Below are 25,204 nucleotides of genomic sequence, written 5' to 3'. Positions count from 1 at the left end.
AAAATAGAAAACATGAAGACCATACGTATACTTTGGACCGATGATGAAATTGACTTACTGCGTGCCCACATCCTCTTTTTGCAAGAAAAAGGCTATGATGTAACTACGGCTAATAATGGCGCAGATGCTATTGAGCTGGTTCACGAAAATCATTTTGATATTATTTTTCTGGATGAAAATATGCCGGGACTGACGGGACTGGAAACACTGGATAAAATTAAGGAAGTTAATCCGAATGTCCCTGTGGTGATGATTACCAAGAGTGAGGAGGAAGATATTATGGATCAGGCTATTGGCTCAAAGATGGCCGACTATTTAATCAAGCCGGTTAATCCCAAGCAAATTTTGCTGTCCATCAAAAAGAATGTGGGGCAGGAAGAACTGGTAACCCGGAAAACCACTTCGGCCTATCAAAGTGAATTTGCTAAAATTGGCATGCGGCTTAATGAACGATTGGACTGGAAAGAGTGGACCGACGTATATCGTAAGCTAGTGTTCTGGGAGTTGGAGCTTAGTGCATCGCAAGATGGAACGATGGATGAAGTGCTGAAAATGCAAAAGGCAGAAGCTAACAAAGCTTTTAGCCGATACATTAAAACCAATTACCTCAGTTGGTTTGAACAAGGGGCCGATGAGCGTCCGCTGCTTTCGCCCGATATTTTTAAGTACAAGGTGTTTCCACACCTGGATAAGGGGCACAAAGTGCTTGTTTTGGTCATCGACAATTTACGTTACGATCAGTTTAGGGTCTTGAATTCGGCCATTAATCCGTATTTCCTGACCGAAGAAGAAGATCTTTATTGCAGCATTTTGCCTACTGCGACCATGTATGCCCGCAACGCTATTTTTGCCGGATTGATGCCTTCAGAAATTGCCCGGCTATACCCTGATTACTGGGAGGAAGATGACAACGAAGGGAACAAAAATATTCATGAACATGAACTGATGCAGACCCAGTTGAAACGTTATGGGCGTAGTGAAAAGCTCAATTTTGAGAAGATTACCAATTGGCGGTCGGGCAAGAAGCTGAGTGATAGTTTGGGCAATATTATGCAGAATGATTTGTCTGTTATGGTGTTTAATTTTGTCGATGTCATGTCGCATGCCCGTACCGAGATGGACATGATGAAGGAGCTGGCCAGCGATGAAAAAGCATACCGTTCGTTAACACTTAGTTGGTTTAATCACTCATCGCTTTTTGAATTGCTGAAATCATTAGCCGAAAATAAGGTGAAGGTGATTTTGACGACTGATCATGGGACTATTCGGGTCGATAATCCCCTGAAAGTGATTGGTGATCGGGAAACCAATACCAACTTGCGGTATAAACTGGGGCGTAATCTGAACTACAATCCCAAGCACGTGTTTGAAATTACGAATCCGGAGAAGGCCTACTTGCCCGGGCGTAACGTGAGTTCACGCTTTATTTTTGCGATGAATGATGATTTTCTCGCTTACCCGAATAATTACAATCATTACGTTCAGTATTACCGGGACACCTATCAACATGGGGGAATTTCGCTGGAAGAAATGATTATTCCAGTTATTAGCCTGACGCCGAGATCTTAACTGTTTTTTTCAATTTTGACGTCGCGAATCTGGCGATAGGTCTTGTTGGCGAAAACGAACTCCTGCAATTTTTTGTTGTCGGCCTCAAGAATTTCTTCTTTGGTTCCTTCCCAGGTTTTTAAGCCTTCGCTGATGAACAAGATCTTGTCACCAATTTCCATCACCGAATTCATGTCGTGGGTGTTGATCACCGTTGTCATGTTAAAATCAATCGTCAGTTCATGAACCAACTCATCAATGACCAGCGAGGTTTCGGGATCCAGCCCCGAATTGGGTTCATCGCAAAACAGGTATTTCGGGTTCATGGCGATGGCACGGGCAATGGCCACCCGTTTTTGCATTCCACCTGATATTTCAGCCGGATAGAGCTTGTGTGCTTTCTCGATGTTCACCCGATCCAGGCAAAAGTCAACACGCTTTTGTTTCTCTTTCAACGATTGATTGGTGAACATGTCTAGCGGAAAGCGGACATTTTCTTCAACCGAGAAGGAATCGAACAGGGCGCCCCCCTGAAAAACCATGCCCATTTCCTGGCGCAGCTTTTTTCGCAATTTATGGTTCATTTCGGTGAAGTTGCGCTCGTCATAGAAAATCTGTCCTTTATCAACGTCGTGCAAGCCAACGATTGACTTCAGTAAAACCGTTTTCCCACTTCCGCTTCGCCCAATAATCAAATTGGTTTTGCCGGGTTCGAAAACAGTTGATACATCGTTCAATACCAGGTTGTCCTCAAATGATTTGCTGATGTTTTTAATTATAATCATTAGAATAAGAGTTGCGTTAAAATCAAGTCAAACACCAGAATCAAGATGTTGGTGTTTACCACGGCGCGGGTACTGGCTGCTCCCACTTCAAAAGCTCCTCCTTCAACGTAGTAGCCAAAATAGGCAGGCACAGTAGCCACCAGAAACCCAAAAAAGAGGGTTTTAATCATCGAAAAGGTTACATAGTAGGGTGTAAACAAATATTGTATTCCGTTGATGTAATCGGGGGCTGTAACCGCCCCAACGGCAGGACCGACAATCAAGCCTCCAATCAAGCCAAAGAAGACGCTCAACACAAATAAGAAAGGGAAAATAAAGACTACGGCCACTGTTTTTGGCATGATCAGAAAGCTGGCCGAGTTGATGCCCATTATTTCCAGTGAATCAATTTGTTCGGTCACCCGCATGCTGCCAATTTCAGAGGTGATATTGGAGCCAATTTTCCCGGCCATAATCAAGCCCAGAATGGTGGATGAAAATTCTAAGATCAAGGTGTCCCGATTTCCCAAGCCAATCAGGTAGCTGGGGAATAACGGATTCGACATGTTGTAGGCCACTTGAAGGGTGATAATACCGCCCATGAAAAGGGAGATTATTACCACAATGCCAATAGAATTTAAGCCTAATTGCTCAATCTCCACCAAGAGTTTACGCAGATAAATGCGATGCTTTTCCGGACGGGAAAAAGCACGGGTAAGCAAGGAGAAATAACGACCTACATGGAAAAAAAAATTCATAGCAATACTTTAGCATAAAGTTACAAATAATAGTCAACCAAATGAGGGGTGTTAAAAAGTTTATCCTGGTGATCGAAAAATTGTGAATGATTAAAAGTACATGGTGTACTAAACTCATGATATTGAATTGCCTCGTCAATTGCTCTTATTTCTATCTTATTTAGGTTGAACATATGAAAGCATCATTTTGTCCGTTGAAGTATTGAGTGAATAAGCCATTCAAGGCATGAATACCGGAAATAACTAGTTAGTTTCGGGCTAAAATAGGTATATTTGATAGAGGACTTCAAAAATTAGATTGATGAACAATAACTTTTGTATAGTAATGGCTGGCGGAATTGGGAGCCGCTTTTGGCCGATGAGTAAAAGCTCAATGCCCAAACAGTTCTTAGATATTCTAGGTACTGGCCGCACGTTTATCCAGATGACATATGATCGCTTCAAAAAAATTTGCCCCACCGAGAATTTCTACGTGGTGACAAGTGTTGATTATAAAGATCTGGTGTTGCAACAACTACCTGAATTGACTGACGATCAGGTTTTGCTTGAACCTTTACGCCGGAACACGGCTCCATGCGTGGCTTATGCCAGTTATAAAATCAAGAGTATTAACCCTGAAGCGAATATTATTGTGGCTCCTTCCGATCATTTAATTCTGAAGGAGGAAGAATTTATTGATGAAATAGAGAAGGGGATTGATTTTGCCAAGGATAACGATGTGCTGGTGACTTTAGGGATTAAGCCCAGTCGACCGGAAACGGGCTATGGTTACATCCAGGTTGATAGCAAGTCAGAATATAAAGATTTTGATAACCTGTGTCAGGTGAAAACCTTTACCGAGAAGCCTAACTTAGAAATGGCCAAAATCTTTGTGTCCAGTGGTGAGTTTTTCTGGAACTCCGGTATTTTCATTTGGTCATTGAAAAGTATTTTAGCCGCCTTCGATCAATACCTTGATAGTGTTTCAAGCTTGTTTAAAAAGGGCGAAAAGCTTTATGGTACTGATGATGAAGTACATTTCATCAACAAAACATATTCTGAATGCCAAAATATTTCTTTGGACTACGGAATTATGGAAAAAGCGGAAAATGTGCATGTGCTTTGTGCTGATTTTGGATGGAGCGACCTGGGAACCTGGGGATCTTTATACGAGAATAGCTCCAAAGATGAGTTTAATAACTCCATAAAGGGAGGGCATGTGTTTACCTACGAGACCAAAGACTGTATTGTAAATTTGCCCGAGGATAAGGTTGCTGTTTTGCAAGGATTGGAGGGATATATCGTGGTTGAGTCGGATAATACCTTACTGATTTGTAAGAAGGAAGACGAACAGCAGATACGCCACTTTGTGAGTGATGTGCAGATGGTTAAAGGAGCTGAATTTGTTTAAGACAATTTAATTCTTGAAGGCGATTGAGATCAAACTTTTCTCAGCTTTTTCAGTAATTTTCGATCGTATTCTTTTCAAAAATGAATAGAACTATGGGCTGTATTTTAACATAGAGATCCATGTCATTGAATTATGAAAAGCTTTTTCGCCTAGTGGAGAAGCTTTTTTTTATTGCCTGAACTCATCTTTAAATGAAGTGCGAACACAACGGAAGCCAACGTAAGATTTGGTTGTATCTTCATATTCGAAGCTTCGGGTAGAGTTGCGGATGTAGTAGGCGACGTCTTTCCACGATCCTCCACGGATGACTTTACGTTTCATAACCGGAGCATCGCCGGGGGAAGAGTTGAACTCAAAGGATGGGTTGAAGTCACTGATGTTTTCATAAGCGGCCTCGTTAAAGGCTGAGCAGGTCCATTCGGCTACGTTACCAGCCATGTCGTAAAGGCGATAATCATTGGGATCAAAACTGCCTACTTGCATGGTTGTTGTGCTCGATTCGCTGTCGGCAACATAGTTTCCTCTGCGTGGCTTAAAATTAGCTTTGAAGCAGCCTGGCAGGTTTCGGGTATAGTAGCTTCCCCAGCTGTATAAGGTCCGCTCATGGCCGCCCCGGGCTGCGTATTCCCATTCAGCTTCTGTAGGCAACCGATAAGAGTGAACTTCCGGAGCTGACATCAAGGTCTGATACTTGTTCATCTGTTCGGTACGCCAATGGCAAAAAGCCTTAGCCTGGTGCCAGCTTACGCCAACAACAGGGTAATCGTCGAATCCAACATGAGAAAAATATTTTTTGGTTAGCGGTTCGTTGTAAGCGTAGGTATAGTCACGAATCCAGCAAAGAGTATCGGGATAAATAGGAACGCTTTCTTTAAAGATGAATGAGGCTCGGTTTTCAATTGGGACTTCGTCTCCATCAGCATTAATTACTGTTCCTTCGTAGGCCTGCGTGTCGAAGTTGTAGCGGTTTTTTCGTTTGGCAGCCTGTTGGAAATCGATCCACTCATAGCTGTATACGAACTTTCTGGGGTCAATGGATTTTGTGAAATAGGCACGTTCTTCTTCCGGAATGTATAATTCTTCCAGCGCGATTTGAAAATCCGGGTTTCTCCATTCAATAGGGATGTGCCAGTTAAGGTAAGGATTTTCGAAGAGATTACCCCGTCGGTCCTCTGTCATCATGAATTCGGGAAAGGTTTCGGCTAGCAGTGTTCGAGCTAGCGAGTCGCGTACCCAATATACAAACTGGCGGTATTCATTGTTGGTAATTTCGGTGTCATCCATCCAAAAGGCTTCAACTGAAACGCGCTTGGTAGTTGTATTGAAGTTTTGCAGCTCATCATCTTCAGCACCCATAACGTAGCTTCCACGCTCAATGTAGGTCATCCCGAAGGGAGCAGGCTCGAAAAAGGGCTTGGTATCTTCGGGATAAAGGTAATTCAGCTTCTCGTTCTTTTTGCACGAAGCTAAAAGAAGCAGGGCGAGAGAGCCGTATATGATGGAGGTTTTGTTCATTCGTTGTTACCAATAGGATATGCCTAGAACAAACGCTGCTTAAAAAATTAATATTGTGCTGCATGAATTGAAAAAAGCCTCATGAGACAATCTCATAAGGCATTCGTTCGTGTATCGTTATTTCGTTAATATTCCCATAGGTCCTGTTCGTAATCGAAAATTTCCGCTTCAATTTTTTGCGACTCCAGCATGGCATCGCGCCCACTCAAGTATTGGCTAATTGCCCGGTTGTTGTAGACATTCGACTCTTTGACAATATAACTGTTAAATTTTCGCTTAATCAGCAGATCATCGAAGGACATGCCTTGAGCCGTATTGCTCGGGTTAATAACCGAATGTGTGGCTAATAAGTCACGGGATTCGGGATAGTAGATCCAAAATACCTGACGGCGTTGTACGTTTTGCTGGTTGATATCTTCATCGCGGTAGTATTCCTGGATTGGACAGATTCCAATAATCCGAACGTTCATTGTTGAGGTTTGTTTATCGAAAAACCACTCTTCTTTGATCATAAATTGTTTTACCTCTTCTGGACGAATCTCGCCAACAATAATACGATCTTCCATTTCACCTGTCTCCAGGTTACGAACCTGTCTTGTGCGTGTTACTGCACCGAAAGCCTCTTTAACTTGAGGAAAGGTCATGGGAACTTTAAATTCGTCATCGGTACGCGCATCGTATGCTGTTAGCTGAGCGTTTTCGATACCTTCCAGAAGCAGGTTAATCAGGTTGGTCCGGCCGTCCATGTTTGTTGTTGGAAAGTAGAGTACCTGATTCATTTTTTCTCTTAAATCAATAACGCGCCATATCTTCTTCGACCACATCACATCGGCTTCTCTAATAGGGGCAAGAGCCATGGGTTTTCGGTTCTCAATATTCGTGCGTTTGAAGGCACCATCTATAATCTGCGCCTGTGTGTTGTGCGTTGAAAAACCAACGGCACAGCAAGCAATTCCTATGGCTATGAAAAACTTTTTCATGTCTATCTTATTTTAAAACTAATTGGCGATAACTGTCTATCGCTACCATCATCTCCGTGTGCCAAAATGTTATCAATATAAATAATGCTTCCTGGTGCCAGGGCATTAAACTGTGTTCGTTGATCGTTTGTAAACCGGTTTGAAGTTGATGACCAGGTGTTGCTATAACCACCGGCACCTGTAAAGGTAATGTCAAACTGGGTTACCGTGAATTTCAGATCAAAATCGAAATCAATTAGAGCGGCAAAGATTCCATCTTCAGCCAAAAGATCCTCTTTACGCAGCACGCCACTGGCTTGTCCGGCAATGGTTGCTACTGGGTCAGGTACTTTTTTTACTCTGAAGTCCATCGAGCCCATAAAACGTTTCTGGCCTTCGAAGTCGGCATTGACCGAAACTTTTGTTTTGCGGCCATTAATATCTTCAGCGGTTGGATAAACCAAGTAATCTTTTCCGTCTTTCGTAATTCGACCGTTGGTAACACTTACGATCAAGTCCTCGGAAGGAATGCCAGGAACCGAAATACTTACCGGGTTGGGAACTCCCATATAGAAGACATTCATTTTTGTGGGTGAAATCGTCACAGAAGGTTTGCTAACAATATACTCTTCTTCAAAAGGGTAGGAGTTGTATGCACCTTCCGGGGTACGATATTTAATGACGCCACCCCACTTAAATGTTCCAGGAGTTGTTGCGGGAACTTCGTAGATTCCTTTACCATCAACAACCTCCAGCGGTTCATCATTGATCAGGATTATGGGTTGTTGTGTGGTATCTTCAGCTGCTAAAAACACTTCCGCTTTGTAAACATCGCCTTCAAGTATGTAGGATGACTTAGCAAAAACACGAGCTCCTAATTTGTTGAATTTGAATGAGCTGGCGTCGATCTGGCTGTACAGATACGTTAAAATGTTTGATTCAGCATTCTGAATGTCAATCTGAATTTTAGACAGTAGGGCAATAACCGCAATGATCGGTTTACTATCAAAGAGTTCCACTTCCCATGTTTTCTTTTCACCCCCATCTTTTAGTCTTATTTTGGGGTCAGAGGTGTCCAACTCCTGTGCAATTGTTTTTCGGATTGGTGAGTCTTCTTCCAGAAAAGAAAGGAAAGCTTCTTTTAATTCGACAATGTCGCCTTTCAGGTCCTCGCCTTTTTTCATTCGAAGCATAACCTCGGACGGAACATTCAGCTCATCATCCTTCTTGATTACAATGGTGTCACCCTTGGAGTTGATCATCCATGATTTTCGGTTTAGGCTTGCGTCCGGCTCTTTTTTTGAGCCACCGGCTCGAAGGATCATCTCTTCTTTTAAGTCTGTAATCTTAACAGTTAAAGCATTGGTGAGCGATTCAACCCGGTCTGCTTTATCTTTCCACTCTTTTACTTTGGTGGGGTTTTCTTGATAGGCTTGATCAAAGGATGCATAAAGCTGATCATTCTTCGAGTCAACACTTTTGAGTGTTTGCATTAAACTCGAATCGACCACACGAAAGGCATCTAAAACCTCTGATGCAACGTTTAGTGCCATCATAGCGAGTAGCACCAGATACATCATGTTGATCATTTTCTGCCTTGGAGTTTCCGGACAATTCTTGGTTCCCATATGCTAGTGAGCTTATCGGTTTTTATTTATTCTTGTAATTCATGGCTCCCAGCATATTGCCATAAATCGAATTTAAGGCTTCCAGGTGTTTATTCAGTTCTTCAGCGTTCGTTTTATATTTCTTAATTTCTTCGGTCGATTGGGCAATCATTTGGTTCATCTGTGCCATTTCTTGGAAGAAATTCTGAGAAGATTGGAGTTGCTGGTTTGTTTCTTTGAGTTGACTCTCGTAGGATGAATTTAGTGATTCCAGATTTTTATTCAGCTTGTTAAGATTTTCACCATAGCTTGCTGAACTTTTACTGAGTTCTTCAATCCCTGAATCAAACGAGCCGGCCACCTTTTGATACGAACTAGCTAATTTGTTGCTAGCCTGTGTTAGTTGGTTGGTGAATTCTTCGCCTGAAGTTGCCAGCTTGTTAAGCAGTTGATCTCCATTTTCAGATAGATTTCTAGCCGTTGATGAGTAGGAGTTAACCAGTTGGCTTACGGAATCATTAATTTGGTGATTGGCTTGGTTGTTAATCTCCGAAAGCGTGTTCATGGATTCCGAAGCCGACGTCATATTTTTGACATACATATCCGTAGCCAGCGTCGCTGTGCTGATATCGCTTATGCTTGAAGCGGTATTGCTTAAGTCGGTTAATCCTTTCGTAACTTTATTAAGTAGCTCCGGAGAAATGTCGGCTTTTTGGAATAAGTCACCAAATCCATTTTTTGATTCCTCGGTATACTGATCATCATCCAATATGAAATCCTCTTTCAATTGAGGATAGACTTTTGACCATTCAGGCATTTCCATGGGGGGCTCGAAGGCTGAGATTACAAAGATGAAGGCCTCGGTACACAGACCAACAATCAATAATAAACCAGAGTAGGGCCAGTGCTGAAGTTTAAACAATGCTCCTAACAATACGATTGAGGCTCCCAGGTTATATACATAGCCAGAAAATGTTTTCCAACGTTTACTTTGTATTACTTCTCCGATGTTCATTTTTTCAGAATTAAGGTTTGACTAGAATTCATTCCCAAAAGAGGATCTTACACAACGAAATCCTATATATGATTTAGCAGTGTCTTGATATTCAAAACTCCGCGTTGAAACTTGTAAAAATGTTGAAATATCTTTCCAGGAGCCTCCGCGGATAACTTTACGTTTCATAACGGGCGCATCACTGGGGCGAGCATTGTACTCAAAGTTTGGGTTGAAATCATTGACGTACATGTAAGCCGATTCATCGTAGGCCGAGATGGTCCACTCAGCCACGTTACCAGCCATGTCATAAAGTCCAAACAGGTTCGGGTCGTAGTTCCCAACTTTTAAGGTCACCAAGCCGTCATCTTCAACATAGTTGCCACGAAGGGGCTTAAAGTTAGCCAGGAATTTTCCCTTGTCATCGCGGGTGTAATAGCCTCCCCAAGGGTACATGGAAATATCTTTATCGCCACGAGCAGCATACTCCCACTCGACTTCAGTGGGCAATCGGTAGTCTTGTATCTCCGGCTCTCCGTGACTTGTCAGGTAGTCATTGTGCAATTTGGTTCTCCAGTGGCAAAAGGCTTTGGCTTGTTGCCAGGTAACCCCAACAACGGGATAATCATCAAAGCCGGGGTGCCAGAAGTACTTGGTTGTCCAGGGCTCGTTGTAAGCATAGGTATAATCTCTGATCCAAACCAAGGTATCCGGATAAACATTTGCGGTTTCACTGAAAATGAAGGAAGATCGGTTCTCAATGGGACGTTCTTCCCCGTTGGCGTCAATCACCGTACCTTCGTAGCTTTCCGTCTCGTAATTGTAACGGTTGGCGCCTTTGGCTGCTTGTTGGTAGTCAATCCAATAGTAAGTGTAGAAAAGTTTTCTGGAATCGACTTCTTTTTTCCCGAAAAAGCGTTCATTGCTTGGAATATAAATAGGCTCCAATGCATCCATGAAGTCGGGGTTATCCCACTCCAATCGTTCATCCCAGTTGATGCGGGGAGGATCGAGAGGAGTACCGTCTCGGTCTTCACTAATCATGAATTCGGGATACTGTTCGCCAACGAGCGTGCGGGCGATGGAGTCGCGAACCCAGTTGACAAACTGGCGATATTCATTATTGGTAATTTCCGTGTCATCCATCCAAAAAGCATCGACAGATACCGTTTTGGTTGGAGTTGATGACCAGGTTGGGTCTTGATCATTGGGGCCAATGTTGACGCTCCCTCGATGCACAAAGGTCATTCCGTATGGCGCGGGTTCAAACCACTTGCCCCTTCCTTGAACACCGGTTAGTTCTCCATTGCTGGATTTGCCGCAACTGGACAGGATCAAGGCTGTTGCGATAATTAAACCTATTGAAAAAATGTCTTTCATAACTACGCGTATTGCTTTCATAAGATTAGCTTACAAAAATCGGATACTTTTATATTTTTTTAATCTACCCTTCCCAAAATCAACAGCATAACGCAGGTAAATTTCCTGCGATCCGTATCCATATCTCCCCAGGGCAGAGGTTGTGATATCATAGGCCAGGCCAATGTTCAGCCCATTTAGCATTTCTACTCCAATTAAAATGGCAACAGCATCATCTAACCGATAACTTAATCCACCCGAAAAACGTTCTTTGTAAACCAAGCCAAGTGTGAAATCGACCTGCGTGCTGCTGCGGTCCGATTTGGCAAATACGGCTGGCCGCAACTCAAATAACGGATTCGACAAGGTAATATTGTATCCTCCTGATAGATAATAATGTCGGTTGAAAAAAGTATAAGCCAAATCGGAAAAGTTGATCTTAGCCTCATTTAGATGAGTTACAGAAACACCCGCAAAATAATCATTTGACTTTAGAAACACACCAAACCCGAGGTCAAATGCCATTTGACTGGATTCTCCCTTGGGGATGAGTCCGTCTGATTCGGGGGAGGTGGTGTAGCCTGTTTCCGGTATTGTCCAGTCGCCATTGATGGCTTTGTTGAACATGCCCAAGGAAGTTCCAATACCGAGATCACCGATACTGGTTGTTGTATGGTAAGCATAGTTCAAATTAACGAAAACGTTTTTTTCATATCCCAGTTCATCGCTGATGATATTTAGTCCGACCCCACTTGTTCCGCCAAATATGTTAGCAGTAGTTTCCACGCTGAATAACAGTGTTTTTGGAGCGCCATCAAACCCGCTCCATTGGTATCTGTTCAATATTAGTCCAGTTATTGCATCATTACTTCCAGCAAATCCCGGGTTTACTGACAATTGAGTTTCGTTATTGAAACTAAACTGGGGATCTTGCTGTCCATATGCGGCTAAGTTAACGAATATTGATAAAAATAAAAAGTAAAATAATTTTTTCATAAACTGGCTGTTACTGCCGTTATTCTGAGCCAAAGTAAGTGAAAATAATAATTCTTTTCCGATATTTTATTGCGTTCACCATCAAGTTTTTCAACGAATTGCGTTGTTATTTATTTTGCATTCGGTTTAATTTACGAATATTTTTCCACCAGCGGTCTGGTATTTCGTTTTGCGCGGCCATGCGATAATCTTCTTCCGTACAAGAAATAATTTGTTCTCTGCTGTCTTCTTCATCTGAAATTTTCATCCACCAGCGACCTGTTTTATGGCTTTGGTAGAATGTCAGAGGGAGGTCAATATCATCAATTTCGAGTAAAAACTCATTAAAATCTTCTCTTTTGCTGCCCGGTGCTTCGATTTTTCTGAAATAAAATCCTTCGAGTAAGTGCCAAATAACTTGGGCCATGAGCTTGCTGCTTAGGTCATCGCGATCCAGACGGGGGATGAGGTTAAAGAATCCAGCCACCTTTAGGTGATCGGCCATGCCGGCATAATGCCCTATTTGGCATGCCTCTTCAGCATATAGGCCATTGGGCGAACCAAAATACTGAGCCGGAGCTTCCAGTAGTCGGATCGCATTGATGTCGAAACTTAAGACATCAGCATCTCGCATATAAGGTTCGATGTGCGACATGTCGTAGCGAATCTCCCCTAGTCGCTTAAGTTCGGAACCCAGCTCGTAGCTGTGGTCAAGTTCAAGACCATCGACGAAATAGTTTTGGTAGCCCAAAATGGTTTGGGAATACAGGTTGGGCTGTTTCTCAATGATAAAATTGAGGTATGATTCTGAGTTGATGGTTTTAATTCCTTTTTTGAAGTCAAACTTCGGATCGATATTGACGAGATTAAAAGGATCTTCCTCAAAAGCTTTGGTGATTCCAAAAGTCAGATCCTGACTTCCCCCAAGGACAACAACCATTTTCCCTTGTGCGACCAGACTATTACAAACATCGCGCAGGGCAAAGTAGCTGTCGTTTGCTGTTTTTCCCACCTTGATGTTGCCCAGGTCCAGTATTTTGAAGCGTGGCGATATGCGGTTGAGATGGTAGAGGTATTGACGGATTTTATTGGGAGCCTTGGCACTTCCTCTTTCCACGGCATTACGGTCTTCTTCGATGCCGATCAACACAATATCAGCTTTGTCCAATGGTAGTTTGGCCTGATTCTTCTCAAGAATTTTACCCAGGCTGAATTTGGATTGCACCCAAGGGGCAGCTTTGAATTTCGAAAAATCAACCGGTTTCAGATAAAGCTTGATATTCGTCTCACTCATTTTTGGTTTTCTGTAATGTTTGATTCATCCTTAGTTAGCGTCCGTATTCCTTCAGTGCTGAGCTCATAGGAGCTGAAATTTCATGTCCGCTTTGATTGTTGCTTTCAGACAATGAAAATAAATAAAAAAGGCAAACATTTTAACGTTTGCCTTTGGATGATATCATTTTTTCTTTTTCCGCTTGGGTTTGGGCTTGGGCCCTTCCTCAATAATTTTCATGCAATCTTCCAATGATAGCTTCTCGGCCTCAGTATCTTTCGGGATTTTATAGTTTTTCTTTTTGAAAGAAATGTAGGGGCCCCAGCGGCCATTCAGGATTCGCAGTTCGGGTTCTTCGTCAAAGGTTTTTATGAGGGCCTTGCGGTCCTTTTCACGCTTGGCCTCAATGAGTTCAATGGCTCGGTCAAGTTCAACGGTGTAGGGATCGTCCACATCTTTCTCAAGCGATACAAATTTGTTGTCGTGGCGAACATAAGGTCCGAAACGGCCAATGGCAACGGTTACTTTTTTCTCTTCATATTCACCCAGGTCACGCGGAAGCTTAAATAGGTCCATGGCCTCTTCCATGGTGATGGTTTCCAGGTGCTGACCGCTGCGAAGGCTTGCAAATTGCGGTTTTTCACCTTCTTCGGTGGTCTCACCTAATTGCGCCAAAGGGCCATAGCGGCCGATCTTTACTGAGACGGGTTTGCCGGTTTTTGGATCACTACCCAAAATGCGTTCGCCATTGGTGCGTTCAGAAACTTCCAAGGCATTTTCCACACTTTTATGGAAGGGTTGATAGAATTCATCAATCACTTCAGTCCAGATCCGGTTGCCGTCTGCTACTTCGTCAAATTCAACTTCAACCTTGGCTGTAAATCGCAGATCCATGATTTGAACGAAATATTTGACTAGAAAGTCATTCACCACCATGCCGATGTCGGTTGGGAATAGCTTGGAGCGTTCGGCGCCGGTAATCTCTGTTTTAACCGATTCGTTCAATTCATTATTTGCCAGACTCATATGAATGAATTGACGTTCAACGCCGGGGCGGTCTTCTTTGACGACATAACCTCTGTTTTGAACCGTTGTAATGGTTGGTGCATAGGTTGACGGACGTCCGATTCCTTGTTCCTCCAGTTTCTTAACCAGGCTGGCTTCTGTGTAGCGCGGTGGTTTTTGGGTGAAACGTTGGGTGGCTTCAATCATTTCAGCACGCAAGGCTTGATTTTCTTTTACCGGTGGAAGCAAGCTTGTTCCCTCGTCGCCTTCATCTTCGTTGTCGGTTGATTCGAGGTAAACGCGCAAGAAACCATCGAACTTGATGACTTCGCCGGTAGCTTGGAATAACTCCGGACTATTTGATACTGCAATGTTAATCGTTGTGCGCTCTAGTTCGGCATCAGCCATTTGTGAGGCAATGGTGCGCTTCCAGATCAATTCATATAAACGTTTTTCCTGGTTCGACCCGCTAACCTCTTCCTGGTCTATATAAGTTGGACGGATGGCTTCGTGAGCTTCCTGTGCACCTTTCGATTTTGTTTTGTACTGGCGTACTTTATGGTATTTCTCGCCCAGTGTATTGACAATTTTTTCTTTGGCTGTGTTAACAGCTAGCGACGACAGGTTGACCGAATCGGTACGCATGTAGGTAATCTTACCTGCTTCGTAGAGGCGCTGAGCAACCGACATGGTTTGGGATACGGAAAATCCGAGCTTGCGGCTGGCTTCCTGTTGCAGGGTTGATGTTGTAAACGGAGCTGCTGGCGTTCGTTTCGATGGCTTGGTTACAATATTAGCAATGCTGAATTCTGCGGTTTTGCATTTTTCCAGAAAGGTTTGTGCTTCTTCTCTGGTTTCGAAACGTTTTTTCAGATCAGCCTTCAATTCAACAGCATGCCCATTTTTATCGGGTACAAGGAAAACGGCTGTTATGCGAAAATTGGATTTGCTTTCGAAGTTGATAATTTCACGTTCGCGTTCCACAATTAGACGAACGGCAACAGATTGTACGCGTCCGGCAGAAAGCGAAGGTTTTACTTTCTTCCAAAGAACAGGAGAGACTTCAAATCCCACAATGCGGTCGAGCACCCGGCGAGCTTGTTGTGCATTAACCAGGTTTTCATCGATGGGGCGTGGATTAGCAATCGCTTTTAAAATGGCTTCCTTGGTAATTTCGTGAAAAACAATTCGACGTGTTTTTTCAGGCTTCAGCTTCAGCACTTCTTTCAAGTGCCAGGCAATAGCTTCTCCCTCGCGGTCCTCATCCGATGCTATCCAAACCGTTTGGGCCTCCTTTGATAATTTCTTGAGTTCGGTAACTATTTTCTTTTTATCAGGCGAGACAATGTATCGGGGTTGATAATTATTTTCCATATCAATCCCAAAGTCCTTTTTCTCGAGGTCTCTGATGTGCCCCATGCTTGATGTTACAAAATAATCTTTCCCTAAAAATCGCTCGATTGTTTTTGCTTTTGCCGGGGACTCGACGATAACCAGATTCTCGTGCATAAAAACCTCCTGTTTTCTAAAAATTTCTGCAAATAAAAGAAAATGCTTGGCCATCTTCAAATTTTACTACAATATTTTTGATCCCATATTTGTTTGATAATGATTATTTTATTGTGCTTTGCTCCTCATTGTTAGCTTGCTGACTATGAATATTCCTATTGAAAGTGAGGACATATTATTTACTTGCTTTTTTTGTTTAATGTTGTGAAGGCGAACTTTTAAGCTTCCGCTTGTTTTCGTCTTTGAAAAATAATATTCTTATTCCTTTCGTTATATTTGCCGCAAACTTTTTATTGCATCGCATGGAAAAGAAAAAAAATAATTTCAGAAAGTATTCTTACCTGTTTTGGTCTCTCTATTTTATTGGAGTGATGGCCGTCGTTGCTTTTTTCTTTTTTATCGCCAAAGGTAAATTAGGTGAAATGCCTACATTCAGTGAGCTGGAGAACCCTCAAAGTTTGTTGGCGTCGGATGTTATTTCTCGCGATCATGTGGTAATGGGCCGTTACTTTAGGGAAAACCGGAGTTATGTCGCTTACGAAAAATTACCGCCAGAGCTGATTGAGGCGCTCATTGCTACGGAAGATGTTCGGTTTTACAGTCACTCCGGAATCGACCTTCGGGGGCTGGCGCGCGTGGTGAAAGGGGTGTTGATGGGTGATAAAAGTTCAGGAGGTGGAAGTACCATTAGCCAGCAGTTAGCGAAGATGCTTTTCCCGCGCCAGCAGTTTGAGAATAGTTTGCAGTTGGTGTTTCGCAAGTTTAAGGAGTGGGTGATTGCTGTCAAGCTGGAACGAAGCTACACCAAAGAGGAAATCATAACCATGTATTTAAACAAATATGACTTCCTGAATTTGGCGGTGGGGGTTAAATCGGCCTCCCGCATTTATTTTAATATTGAGCCCGATTCGTTACAACTGCACCAAGCCGCCATGTTTGTGGGCATGGCTAAAAATTCGTCGCTTTACAACCCGATACGCCGGCCCGAGTTGACAAAACAACGCCGGAATGTGGTGCTCGAGCAAATGAAGAAATACGGTTACATCAATCAGCAAACCTATGATTCGGTGAGCGTCATGCCGCTCGGTCTCGACTTTCAAAAAGAAGATTTCAAGCGTGGATTAGCTCCTTATTTTCGCGAATATCTGCGGATTACTATGGGTGCCTCGAAGCCAGAGCGTAGCAAATACGCTTCCTGGCAGCAAGTTAAATTTGAAGAAGATTCGGTGGAGTGGGCGACCAACCCCTTGTTTGGCTGGTGCAAAAAGAACTTTAAACCCGACGGGACTAATTATGATTTGTATGAAGATGGACTGAATATATACACGACCATCGATTCGCGGATGCAAAAATATGCTGAAGAGGCCGTGGAAGATCACTTACGGCTGGATTTGCAGCCTGATTTTAATAAGCATCTGAAAAAATTGAAAAACCCGCCTTTCTCGAGTGACATGAGTAGGGAGGATGTGGACGGTCTGTTAAATCGAGCCATTCGTCAGAGCGAACGCTACCGTTTGTTGCGTCTGCAGGGGAAGAATTTTGATCAGATCCGGAATGTTTTTGAAAAGCCAGTAGAGATGGAGGTCTTTACATGGAAGGGAGATAAGGATACAATTATGAGTCCGTTGGATTCGATTAGGCACGACCTGAGTTATTTCCGTTCTTCGTTCATGAGTATGGACTTGGCAACCGGGCAGGTGCGCGCTTATGTTGGCGGCCCTAACTATAAGCACTTCATGTATGATATGGTTAAAGGAGGAAAGCGGCAGGTTGGCTCAACGCTGAAACCATTCTTGTATACGTTGGCCATGCAAAATGGCTTGTCTCCTTGCACGAAGGTCCCCAATGTGCGGCAGCAGTTTGTGATGCCCGATGGAACAATATGGGAGGCCAAGAACTCGGGGCGAGCCCGTGAAGGTGAGATGGTTACCCTCAAGTGGGGGCTGGCGAACTCGGTGAACCAGATTTCGGCCTGGGTGATGAAACAGTTCAACCCACAATCGGTGGTGGATGTGATGGAGAAGATGGGCGTATACAGCTACATTGATCCGGTTCCATCCATGTTTCTCGGAACGTCGGATATTACCTTGTACGAAATGGTTGGTGCTTATGGAACTTTTGCCAATAAGGGCGTTTTCACCCAGCCTATTTTTGTCACGCATATTGAAGATAAACATGGCAATGTGATTGCTCGCTTTCGACCAGAGCGCCATGATGCAATTGATGAGCAAACAGCCTATTTGATGGTCAATCTGCTGCGGGGAGTGGTGGACAGTGGCTCCGGAGGACGGGTGCGCTGGCATCCGGTTTATGGTCAGATTAAGGGACCGATAGCCGGGAAGACCGGAACGACGCAGAACCATTCCGATGGTTGGTTTATGGGGATAACACCTCAATTAGTGGGTGGCGTATGGACTGGGGCTGACCTGCGTAGTATTCACTTTGATGACATTGCTACCGGTCAGGGGGCCAACATGGCTTTACCAGTGTGGGGGCGGTTTATGCGTAAAGTTTATGCGGATGAGTCGTTGGAGTACACACCGGATCATGAATTTGAAAAGCCGATGAATTTTATCATGAATCTGGACTGTGATGAAGAAAATGACGTTAAGCAAAAGCCAGCAGAGTTTGAAGATTTCTTTTAGCCGATCGGGAGTTTTAATGCACAAACCTCGATTGAGGCGGGTAGTGCTCGCAAAAAATCTTGAAAAGTGATACCCTAAAATATAGAAAACCTGCGCTCAGCTTATGGCTGATGGCGCAGGTTGTGTTGTTTAGTTTGTTAATCGTTTAGATAGCGCTTGGTAATATCACTGTAGCTACCAATTCGGCGGTCGCGAAAGAAGGGCCAGATGCGCCGCACATCTTCAGAACGGGTCAAGTCAACCGAAACCAGCAGGTTTTTTTCCTTGTCTGTTGAAGCCTGACCTAAAAACTCGCCTTGAGGGCCACACACAAAACTAGTTCCCCAAAACTGTATTCCGTCGGACACCGACGATGGATCGGCTTCGTGTCCGACACGGTTAACGCTAATAACGGGTACACCATTGGCTACCGCATGCGAGCGTTGGATGGTGATCCAGGCCTGGCGTTGGCGCTCTTTTTCAGCCTCATCATCGCGCGGATCCCAGCCGATGGCTGTTGGATAAATCAACAGTTCGGCCCCGGCCATGGCCATCAGGCGCGCTGCTTCGGGATACCATTGATCCCAGCAAACCAGCACACCCAGTCTGCCCACCGATGTTTGGATGGGCTGAAACCCCAGGTCGCCGGGCGTAAAATAAAACTTTTCGTAGAAGCCGGGATCGTCCGGGATGTGCATCTTTCGGTATTTGCCGGCGATGTTGCCATCCGTTTCAAACACGACGGCGGTGTTGTGGTAGATTCCGCTTGCTCGTTTTTCGAAAAGGGAAGTCACTAACACCAAGTTGTGTTTTTTGGCCAGTTTGCCATAAAATGTGGTCGACGGTCCGGGAATAGGTTCGGCCAGATCAAACACATCAACATCCTCGTTTTGACAGAAATAGAGGGTGTTGTGCAGTTCTTGCAACACCACAAGCTTTGCGCCTTGCTGTGCACAATAGGCAATATTGGCTTCCAGTTTTTGCAGATTCTGCTCCGTATTCTCCGTATTGCTTTGTTGGATTAATCCAACGGTTAAGTTATTTGTTGTCATTGTCTTTTCATTTTAAATTACAAAACACCTTCGGGAAATTGCATGCTGATACAATGAATGGAGCCATGTTGTTTAATTAACGGGCGGCTATTGATTGGAATGATTTCCATTTCCGGGAAGAGTTCTTTCATGACTTTCAAGGCTTCAGCGTCTTGTTGTACTTCATAAACAGGAAGCAAGACAGCCTTGTTTAAAATCAGGAAGTTGGCGTAGGTGGCTGGCAGCCGGTCACCATTATCGTCGAACACAGCATCGGGGAATGGCAAGGGAATCAGCTTAAATGGCTTGCCGTTCAAATCGGTCAGCTCTTTTAGTTCCGCTTCCATTTTTTGGAGATCCCCATAATGGGAATCATCGGTTTTCTTGCATTGCACATAGGCAATGGTATCGGGACTGCAGAAGCGGGCCAGGGTATCAATATGACTGTCGGTGTCGTCACCTTCCAGAAAGCCATGATTCAGCCACAGAATTTTCTCGGCATGCAGGGTCTTCCTCAGTAGAAATTCGATGGCAGATTGGCTTAAGTGTTCGTTTCGGTTGTTCGAAAGCAGGCATTCACTCGTGGTCAGCAGGCAGCCTTCGCCATTACTTTCAATGGCACCTCCCTCCAGCGTGAAGTAGGATAAATCCTGGGTCGACACTTCCTCCGAGAAGCTCTGTTGGCGGATCAGATTTGGCGTGATTTGGTTGTCGAAATTCGCGGCAAACTTCATTCCCCAGCCATTAAAACGGAAATTTAGCAAGCTGGGTTTCCCATTTTCAATAACGGTGATGGCGCCATGGTCGCGCGCCCAGGTGTCGTTAATAGGCATTTCGCGAATGATCAGTCGCTCGCTTTCCTCTTGGAGGAATCGGGGCAATTGGCTTTTGTCGCGACATACCAGAAGCAGCTTTTCACGTGCTAAGATCTCTTTGGCGATTTGCTCGTAAACGGGGAGCACTTCATCCAGCATGTTGGCCCAGTCGGTTTGCTCGTCCGGCCAGGTTAGCTGAACACCACTTTGCTGATGCCACTCGGCAGGGAAAAAGGACATTTGTTGTTTCATTTGATTTATGCTTACTGCTATGAGCGAATTCTTTTCCGGCAAAGAAAGTAATTTCAATGATTATTTTTTACCTTAAAAATAAGAAAAGTCAATCTTGATGACTGGCTTGGAAAAGAAATAGATAGGCCTTATTTTAAAAGAGGTAAAAATAGAATAAAAAGATTGGCGTGAAACAAATTGTTTATTGGTTGTTTCTAAAGGCAAAACTGACACTCAAATCCGTTTTAATCTCGAAATATTAATTTAAAATTACAGGTTATGAAAAAAATGAAGAAGCTTTCTTTTGTTGTGCTGTTGTCAACTGTATTCATGCTGAGTAGTTGTATCGGCAGTTTTAATTTGACCCGTACAGTCTATGACTGGAACAAGTCGGTAGGTGATAAATTTGTCAATGAGTTGGTATTTCTGGCTTTAAACATTGTTCCGGTTTACAGTATCTCTGTTTTTGTTGATGCGGTTGTACTGAATACCATCGAATTTTGGACGGATGAGAATCCGATGTCAATGAAAGAGGGTGAAAAGCGGGAGAAGCTTGTTGAGATTGATGGGAAAACTTATCAGTTGACTTCTGAGAAGTATAAGATGACAATTGCAGAACTTGGTCAGAATAAAGCCAAAACCGAACTGGTTTTTCGGGATGAAGATCAGAGCTGGTATTTGAAAAAGGGAAAGAAGTACCAAAAATTGGTCGAAGTTGAATTGGGTGAAACGGCTGAAGAAACAGCTTACAAGCTTATTCTTCCGGAAGGCGAAATGCAGCTTCAAAGCGGCTTTGATCGCTTGGCTTTGAAAGACGGTTTGGCCTTTTCCCGTCAGGTAGCGCTTCAGTAATCAGAAGCTTCGTGCAATAAATTGAAAAGGGGGATTGTAGTCAGCTACAATCCCCTTTTCTATGTTGTTCTGTGGAGAATCTAATTCCCCATTTTGATCTGGCTGCTTATTTTTTCATTCTTCTTCTGATCGGGTAATTCCAGCGATAGCATCATGGCTTCAACCTGCCGCAGCAAGTTGCGCTTGTCGAAGCGAGGGGCATAAACGTAGCCATCCAACATGACGATGCGGTTGTTAGCAGCATCCAATACCGAAAGGTTGATGTAGGGGCCACCCATGTAATCGCCCTCTACCCGCCAGAGTCCGCGCATCTCAGCGGCATAGTTTTTTCTTAGTTCAAACACATTGAAAACGGGAGGAACCTGACGTTCCGTAGTCATGTAGCTGCTCTCAGAGGGACCAGGCACCTGAGTTTTCAACAGCGAATCCCGTTTGTTTAAAAGGTAGCTCGCCGTAAAGGTGCTGTCGGAGGTATAGGGAAACGTATGAATAATGATTCCCTGGCTGATGTCCGGTGTTTCGTAACGAATCCAGGCAAAGTCATCTGACTGTTTGCTGACCCTGAAGCCCGGAGGTACATTGAGTCCGATCTTGAACTTGTCTCGGATCGTGTTTTTCGTTCCTACATCGTGGTAATTTTTGTAATTCATTTGCAGACGGTCGCGCTCTGCCCGCATCATGAAGGCAACAATCCGGTCGGAGTATTGATCAAACAAGGTGTTGAATTCTTCTGTTGATTGGACTCGGATATCGACTACCGCCTGGGGCCAGGCCCAGATATCTCTTTTGAATTCAACTTTCGAGCTGTCAACTGAGTTCGAAATTTTGAGCCGGATAATGTTACGGCTTGTGCGGAAGATTTCTTTGAAAGCGGATGGCGGAACATTGATCAGGTCGAAAATGGGTTCGTCTTGAGGCAGTCCAAGTTGCGGCTGAGCCATTACTTCGCGGAACCGTTTTCCGGTAGCACCTTCCCAAGTGGCATCGGGAACTACAACTACCAATTCGCCGGCTTTCCCGGTAATTTTTTTACGCATGTTGGTGTTGCTGTCCTGGCATGAGCTGAGGGCGACAACCAGTGTAACTAACATGAAGATGGAAGTCAATATTCGTTTCATAATTAAAGGAAATCTGGTTTGTGCTGTTTAAGGTAACAAAAATCTTACCACAAAAAATCCCGCCTTTATGGACGGGATTCTAGTTCAAGCTAAACTGATTATTTATTAATTTTTTCAGTATCTTTTTTTTCACTTGGTTGATCATCATCATCTTCGTTGGTGGCTTTCTTGAATTCCTTCATTCCTTTCCCCAATCCTTTCATCAGCTCAGGAATTTTACGCCCTCCGAACAAGAGTAGTACAATGACTAATATGATGATAATCTCTTGTGGGCCAAACATGCCGCAAATAATCGATAAGTACATAGTCCAAAGTTTAATGGTTTCTACAAAAATAGAAAAAAAAACAATCGCTTCTTAAGTAAAGAGCTTGATAATATCGTTTGCATTCGCATAAAGTACCAAAGTAAGCAGAAGAACCATTCCGCCAATCTGTGCGTACTCTAAAAATTTCTCTCCTGGTTTACGCCCCGAAATCATTTCATAAAGCAGGAAGGTGACGTGTCCTCCATCCAGCGCGGGAATCGGAAGCAGGTTCATTACTGCCAGAATGATCGATAAAAAGGCAGTCATGCTCCAAAACGAATACCAATCCCAGGCACCTGGGAAAATGTTGCCGATAGCAATAAACCCACCCAGCGACTCGTAGGCCTTGGTTTTAGGCGAGAAGATCAGCTTGAATTGTTTCAGGTAATCCTGAATGGTTGATATTCCGCGGTTAAAACCAGCTGGGATCGATTCCAGAAAGCCATATTCAATGGTTTCGTAGTCTAGGTAGTCATAAGCTGCTTGTTGTGGGCGAGCCTGAAACCCGGTGATTCCATCTTCGGGAACGCTTACTGGCAGACTTAAGGCCTGGCCGTTGCGAAGTACATTTAATTCGATGGCTTCGTTTTTATGTGCTTTGATGTAGCTTAAAAATTGGTCGTAAAACTGAAATGTTTTACCATCGACACCTTCAAATACATCGCCTGCTTTTAGTCCGGCAGCTTCGGCCGGGTAGTCTTTTTCTACCTTGGCTACTTCGACATGAAAATAGCCACGTGGATTGATAACGCTACGGCTTTTAATGAGCAATGCCAAATCTTCATCCGAAATTTCTACATTAACTTCCTTGCCATCACGCAATACCTGGATGGCATGTGCGTTGTCGAGGATGACGGTGGGAATAATTTTATTGAAATCACCGATAAATTCTTCGTCCACCGATAAAATTTTATCACCGTTTTGCAGGCCAATCTGTTCGCCGGTTTCAGAAACCATGATTCCGATACTGGCGTTTTCGGTTGGCAGATATTGGGTTCCCCAGAAGTACAATACTCCGGTGTAAATGACAAAGGCAAAAATGAAGTTCATCATTACCCCACCCAGCATAATCAATAGGCGTTGGTAGGCTTTTTTTGATCGGAACTCGTGGGGCTGCGGAGGCAGCTCCATAGCTTCTTTATCCATCGATTCATCAATCATCCCAGAGATCTTTACATAGCCACCCAAGGGTAGCCAGCCAACTCCGTATTCAGTCTCGCCTCGTTTGGTTTTGAATAGTGCGAACCAAGGGTCAAAAAACAGGTAAAACTTCTCGACCCGGGTTTTAAAAAGCCGGGCAAAGGCAAAGTGTCCAAATTCGTGGAGCACGACTAAAATGGATAAGCTGAGAATTAATTGAGCTGCTTTTATGAGTACTTGTTCCATGCTATTTTATCGTCTAATTTTTACTTCGTTGTTTGATCAATGATGTTGTTAACAATCGGGTTTCTTTATCGGTTTGAATATAATCGTCCAAAACCGGGTTTTTTAGGTTTGTTACTTTTTGCATGCTCTCTTCAATGAGGTCGGGCATGTCGACAAATCGAATTTGTTCTTTCAGAAATGCCTGAACGACCACTTCATTGGCGGCATTCAGGATGCAGGGGAGGTTGCCACCCTTTTCCAATGCCTCAAAAGCGAGTGCAAGGTTACGAAATTTTTTTGTATTCGGCTGTTCAAAGGTCAGTTTTGGGTAGTCCAGAAAGTTGAACCGCGCAAAGTTAGAGGGTAAGCGCTGGGGGAAATTCAGCGCATACTGTATTGGTAATTTCATATCGGGAAGTCCCATCTGGGCTTTCATCGATCCATCGCGAAACTGAACGATGGAGTGAATAATGCTTTGTGGATGTACAATAACATCAATCTGTGAGGCTTTCAGGTCGAACAGCCACTTGGCTTCAATCACTTCAAACCCTTTGTTCATCATGCTGGCCGAGTCGATCGTGATTTTTGCGCCCATGTCCCAGTTGGGGTGCTTCAGCGCATCTTCACGCGTTACTTTTTCCAGTTGTGCCTCGGTTAGGTTTCTGAAGGGCCCTCCGGAAGCGGTTAGGTAAATTTTTTCAATCTCATTCATATGTTCGCCAGCCAAACATTGGAAGATGGCGGAATGTTCAGAGTCAACGGGGTAAATGTTGACTTTGTTTTCGACGGCTTTGCGGGTGATAATTTCACCGGCAACTACCAGCGTTTCCTTGTTGGCCAGCGCAATATGCTTCCCGGCTTCGACGGCCCGAATAGTCGGAATTAAGCCGGAATAGCCTACCATGGCTGTTACCACTACATCAACTGTTTCGAGTTGGACAACCTGCTCCAACGCTTCCTTGCCTGCAAAAATTTTGATAGGCTCATTTTTTAATGCTTCTACCAACGTGTTGTAGCGACATTGATTGGCAACGACCACCATATTGGGTTGAAACTGCTTGGCTTGTTGAACCAGTAGCTCAATGTTATTATTGGCTGTCAACACTTCTACCTCGAAATGATCCGGGTTTTGTGCAATCACTTCCAGTGTTTGCGTTCCGATAGATCCGGTAGATCCAAGAATAGCAATACGTTTTTTCATAGCAAT

General features: G+C 43.8%; 20 protein-coding genes. 4 read left to right on the top strand and 16 right to left on the bottom strand.

The window, feature by feature from the left end:
* Window positions 1-12: 12 nt before the first annotated feature.
* Complete coding sequence (porX, locus tag ACUNWA_RS06465) at window positions 13-1,569, top strand: T9SS response regulator signal transducer PorX (RefSeq protein ID WP_445591073.1); 1,557 nt, start codon at window positions 13-15, stop codon at window positions 1,567-1,569.
* Here porX and ACUNWA_RS06460 read toward each other — a convergent pair.
* Window positions 1,566-2,333: an ABC transporter ATP-binding protein gene (locus tag ACUNWA_RS06460; protein WP_445591072.1), complete on the bottom strand. Its 768-nt coding sequence runs from the start codon at window positions 2,331-2,333 to the stop codon at window positions 1,566-1,568. The genes porX and ACUNWA_RS06460 overlap by 4 nt on opposite strands.
* Window positions 2,333-3,070: an MlaE family ABC transporter permease gene (locus tag ACUNWA_RS06455; RefSeq protein ID WP_445591071.1), complete on the bottom strand. Its 738-nt coding sequence runs from the start codon at window positions 3,068-3,070 to the stop codon at window positions 2,333-2,335. Before ACUNWA_RS06455 ends, ACUNWA_RS06460 begins: the two co-directional genes overlap by 1 nt.
* 301 nt (window positions 3,071-3,371) lie before the next feature.
* Here ACUNWA_RS06455 and ACUNWA_RS06450 point away from each other — a divergent pair, with 301 nt between their 5' ends.
* Complete coding sequence (locus ACUNWA_RS06450; RefSeq protein WP_445591070.1) at window positions 3,372-4,460, top strand: mannose-1-phosphate guanylyltransferase; 1,089 nt, start codon at window positions 3,372-3,374, stop codon at window positions 4,458-4,460.
* Window positions 4,461-4,628: 168 nt separating this feature from the next.
* Here the strand turns inward: ACUNWA_RS06450 and porK (ACUNWA_RS06445) are convergent, their stop codons facing one another.
* The 8 genes from porK (ACUNWA_RS06445) to topA form a co-directional block, all read right to left on the bottom strand.
* Complete coding sequence (gene porK / locus ACUNWA_RS06445) at window positions 4,629-5,975, bottom strand: type IX secretion system lipoprotein PorK/GldK (RefSeq protein ID WP_445591069.1); 1,347 nt, start codon at window positions 5,973-5,975, stop codon at window positions 4,629-4,631.
* A gap of 125 nt (window positions 5,976-6,100) precedes the next feature.
* Window positions 6,101-6,955, bottom strand: coding sequence for a type IX secretion system ring protein PorN/GldN (gene porN / locus ACUNWA_RS06440; RefSeq protein WP_445591068.1), 855 nt, complete (start codon window positions 6,953-6,955; stop codon window positions 6,101-6,103).
* A 2-nt stretch (window positions 6,956-6,957) separates the two neighbouring features.
* Window positions 6,958-8,562 (bottom strand): type IX secretion system motor protein PorM/GldM, encoded by a 1,605-nt coding sequence (gene porM / locus ACUNWA_RS06435; RefSeq protein ID WP_445591067.1) that lies wholly within the window; start codon window positions 8,560-8,562, stop codon window positions 6,958-6,960.
* 22 nt (window positions 8,563-8,584) lie between these two features.
* A complete protein-coding gene (gene porL / locus ACUNWA_RS06430; protein ID WP_445591066.1) occupies window positions 8,585-9,556 on the bottom strand; it encodes a type IX secretion system motor protein PorL/GldL in 972 nt (323 codons plus the stop codon).
* Between the two features lie 21 nt (window positions 9,557-9,577).
* Window positions 9,578-10,915: a type IX secretion system lipoprotein PorK/GldK gene (porK, locus tag ACUNWA_RS06425; protein WP_445591065.1), complete on the bottom strand. Its 1,338-nt coding sequence runs from the start codon at window positions 10,913-10,915 to the stop codon at window positions 9,578-9,580.
* 30 nt (window positions 10,916-10,945) lie between these two features.
* The gene (locus tag ACUNWA_RS06420; RefSeq protein ID WP_445591064.1) at window positions 10,946-11,890 is read right to left on the bottom strand and encodes a PorP/SprF family type IX secretion system membrane protein; all 945 of its coding nucleotides are present in this window, start codon (window positions 11,888-11,890) and stop codon (window positions 10,946-10,948) included.
* A gap of 106 nt (window positions 11,891-11,996) precedes the next feature.
* Complete coding sequence (locus ACUNWA_RS06415) at window positions 11,997-13,163, bottom strand: formimidoylglutamase (RefSeq protein WP_445591063.1); 1,167 nt, start codon at window positions 13,161-13,163, stop codon at window positions 11,997-11,999.
* A 162-nt stretch (window positions 13,164-13,325) separates the two neighbouring features.
* Complete coding sequence (gene topA / locus ACUNWA_RS06410) at window positions 13,326-15,710, bottom strand: type I DNA topoisomerase (protein ID WP_445591062.1); 2,385 nt, start codon at window positions 15,708-15,710, stop codon at window positions 13,326-13,328.
* Between the two features lie 248 nt (window positions 15,711-15,958).
* On the opposite strand from topA, the gene ACUNWA_RS06405 reads away from it, so the two are divergent.
* Window positions 15,959-18,301 carry a transglycosylase domain-containing protein gene (locus ACUNWA_RS06405; protein ID WP_445591061.1) on the top strand — a complete coding sequence of 781 codons (2,343 nt, stop codon included), beginning with the start codon at window positions 15,959-15,961 and terminating at the stop codon, window positions 18,299-18,301.
* Between the two features lie 137 nt (window positions 18,302-18,438).
* Here the strand turns inward: ACUNWA_RS06405 and ACUNWA_RS06400 are convergent, their stop codons facing one another.
* Both ACUNWA_RS06400 and ACUNWA_RS06395 read right to left on the bottom strand, forming a co-directional pair.
* Window positions 18,439-19,332: a carbon-nitrogen hydrolase gene (locus ACUNWA_RS06400; RefSeq protein ID WP_445591060.1), complete on the bottom strand. Its 894-nt coding sequence runs from the start codon at window positions 19,330-19,332 to the stop codon at window positions 18,439-18,441.
* Between the two features lie 17 nt (window positions 19,333-19,349).
* A complete protein-coding gene (locus tag ACUNWA_RS06395; RefSeq protein ID WP_445591059.1) occupies window positions 19,350-20,378 on the bottom strand; it encodes an agmatine deiminase family protein in 1,029 nt (342 codons plus the stop codon).
* A 258-nt stretch (window positions 20,379-20,636) separates the two neighbouring features.
* Here ACUNWA_RS06395 and ACUNWA_RS06390 point away from each other — a divergent pair, with 258 nt between their 5' ends.
* Window positions 20,637-21,209 carry a DUF3332 domain-containing protein gene (locus tag ACUNWA_RS06390; RefSeq protein WP_445591058.1) on the top strand — a complete coding sequence of 191 codons (573 nt, stop codon included), beginning with the start codon at window positions 20,637-20,639 and terminating at the stop codon, window positions 21,207-21,209.
* Window positions 21,210-21,289: 80 nt separating this feature from the next.
* On the opposite strand, the gene ACUNWA_RS06385 is transcribed toward ACUNWA_RS06390, so the two are convergent.
* The 4 genes from ACUNWA_RS06385 to ACUNWA_RS06370 form a co-directional block, all read right to left on the bottom strand.
* Window positions 21,290-22,327 (bottom strand): DUF4837 family protein, encoded by a 1,038-nt coding sequence (locus ACUNWA_RS06385; RefSeq protein WP_445591057.1) that lies wholly within the window; start codon window positions 22,325-22,327, stop codon window positions 21,290-21,292.
* Window positions 22,328-22,425: 98 nt separating this feature from the next.
* Complete coding sequence (tatA, locus tag ACUNWA_RS06380) at window positions 22,426-22,632, bottom strand: twin-arginine translocase TatA/TatE family subunit (RefSeq protein WP_299578334.1); 207 nt, start codon at window positions 22,630-22,632, stop codon at window positions 22,426-22,428.
* Window positions 22,633-22,683: 51 nt separating this feature from the next.
* Entirely contained in the window at window positions 22,684-24,018 is a 1,335-nt protein-coding gene (rseP, locus tag ACUNWA_RS06375) for an RIP metalloprotease RseP (RefSeq protein ID WP_445591056.1), read from the bottom strand.
* 13 nt (window positions 24,019-24,031) lie between these two features.
* Entirely contained in the window at window positions 24,032-25,198 is a 1,167-nt protein-coding gene (locus tag ACUNWA_RS06370; RefSeq protein ID WP_445591055.1) for a 1-deoxy-D-xylulose-5-phosphate reductoisomerase, read from the bottom strand.
* Between the last annotated feature and the right edge of the window lie 6 nt (window positions 25,199-25,204).

The sequence above is a fragment of the Sunxiuqinia sp. sy24 genome, assembly GCF_052677165.1.
This window is presented reverse-complemented; position numbering and strand designations above follow the sequence as displayed.

Excerpts from the sequence above, each read along its gene's own strand:
- ACUNWA_RS06395 (WP_445591059.1), bottom strand. The coding sequence starts at position 20,378 with ATGAAACAACAAATGTCCTTTTTCCCTGCCGAGTGGCATCAGCAAAGT.
- ACUNWA_RS06370 (WP_445591055.1), bottom strand. The coding sequence starts at position 25,198 with ATGAAAAAACGTATTGCTATTCTTGGATCTACCGGATCTATCGGAACG.
- porM (WP_445591067.1), bottom strand. The coding sequence starts at position 8,562 with ATGGGAACCAAGAATTGTCCGGAAACTCCAAGGCAGAAAATGATCAAC.
- ACUNWA_RS06405 (WP_445591061.1), top strand. The coding sequence starts at position 15,959 with ATGGAAAAGAAAAAAAATAATTTCAGAAAGTATTCTTACCTGTTTTGG.
- porL (WP_445591066.1), bottom strand. The coding sequence starts at position 9,556 with ATGAACATCGGAGAAGTAATACAAAGTAAACGTTGGAAAACATTTTCT.
- ACUNWA_RS06455 (WP_445591071.1), bottom strand. The coding sequence starts at position 3,070 with ATGAATTTTTTTTTCCATGTAGGTCGTTATTTCTCCTTGCTTACCCGT.
- porN (WP_445591068.1), bottom strand. The coding sequence starts at position 6,955 with ATGAAAAAGTTTTTCATAGCCATAGGAATTGCTTGCTGTGCCGTTGGT.
- ACUNWA_RS06385 (WP_445591057.1), bottom strand. The coding sequence starts at position 22,327 with ATGAAACGAATATTGACTTCCATCTTCATGTTAGTTACACTGGTTGTC.
- ACUNWA_RS06450 (WP_445591070.1), top strand. The coding sequence starts at position 3,372 with ATGAACAATAACTTTTGTATAGTAATGGCTGGCGGAATTGGGAGCCGC.
- ACUNWA_RS06420 (WP_445591064.1), bottom strand. The coding sequence starts at position 11,890 with ATGAAAAAATTATTTTACTTTTTATTTTTATCAATATTCGTTAACTTA.
- tatA (WP_299578334.1), bottom strand. The coding sequence starts at position 22,632 with ATGTACTTATCGATTATTTGCGGCATGTTTGGCCCACAAGAGATTATC.
- porK (WP_445591069.1), bottom strand. The coding sequence starts at position 5,975 with ATGAACAAAACCTCCATCATATACGGCTCTCTCGCCCTGCTTCTTTTA.
- porX (WP_445591073.1), top strand. The coding sequence starts at position 13 with ATGAAGACCATACGTATACTTTGGACCGATGATGAAATTGACTTACTG.
- ACUNWA_RS06390 (WP_445591058.1), top strand. The coding sequence starts at position 20,637 with ATGAAAAAAATGAAGAAGCTTTCTTTTGTTGTGCTGTTGTCAACTGTA.
- porK (WP_445591065.1), bottom strand. The coding sequence starts at position 10,915 with ATGAAAGACATTTTTTCAATAGGTTTAATTATCGCAACAGCCTTGATC.
- rseP (WP_445591056.1), bottom strand. The coding sequence starts at position 24,018 with ATGGAACAAGTACTCATAAAAGCAGCTCAATTAATTCTCAGCTTATCC.
- ACUNWA_RS06415 (WP_445591063.1), bottom strand. The coding sequence starts at position 13,163 with ATGAGTGAGACGAATATCAAGCTTTATCTGAAACCGGTTGATTTTTCG.
- topA (WP_445591062.1), bottom strand. The coding sequence starts at position 15,710 with ATGGCCAAGCATTTTCTTTTATTTGCAGAAATTTTTAGAAAACAGGAG.
- ACUNWA_RS06460 (WP_445591072.1), bottom strand. The coding sequence starts at position 2,333 with ATGATTATAATTAAAAACATCAGCAAATCATTTGAGGACAACCTGGTA.
- ACUNWA_RS06400 (WP_445591060.1), bottom strand. The coding sequence starts at position 19,332 with ATGACAACAAATAACTTAACCGTTGGATTAATCCAACAAAGCAATACG.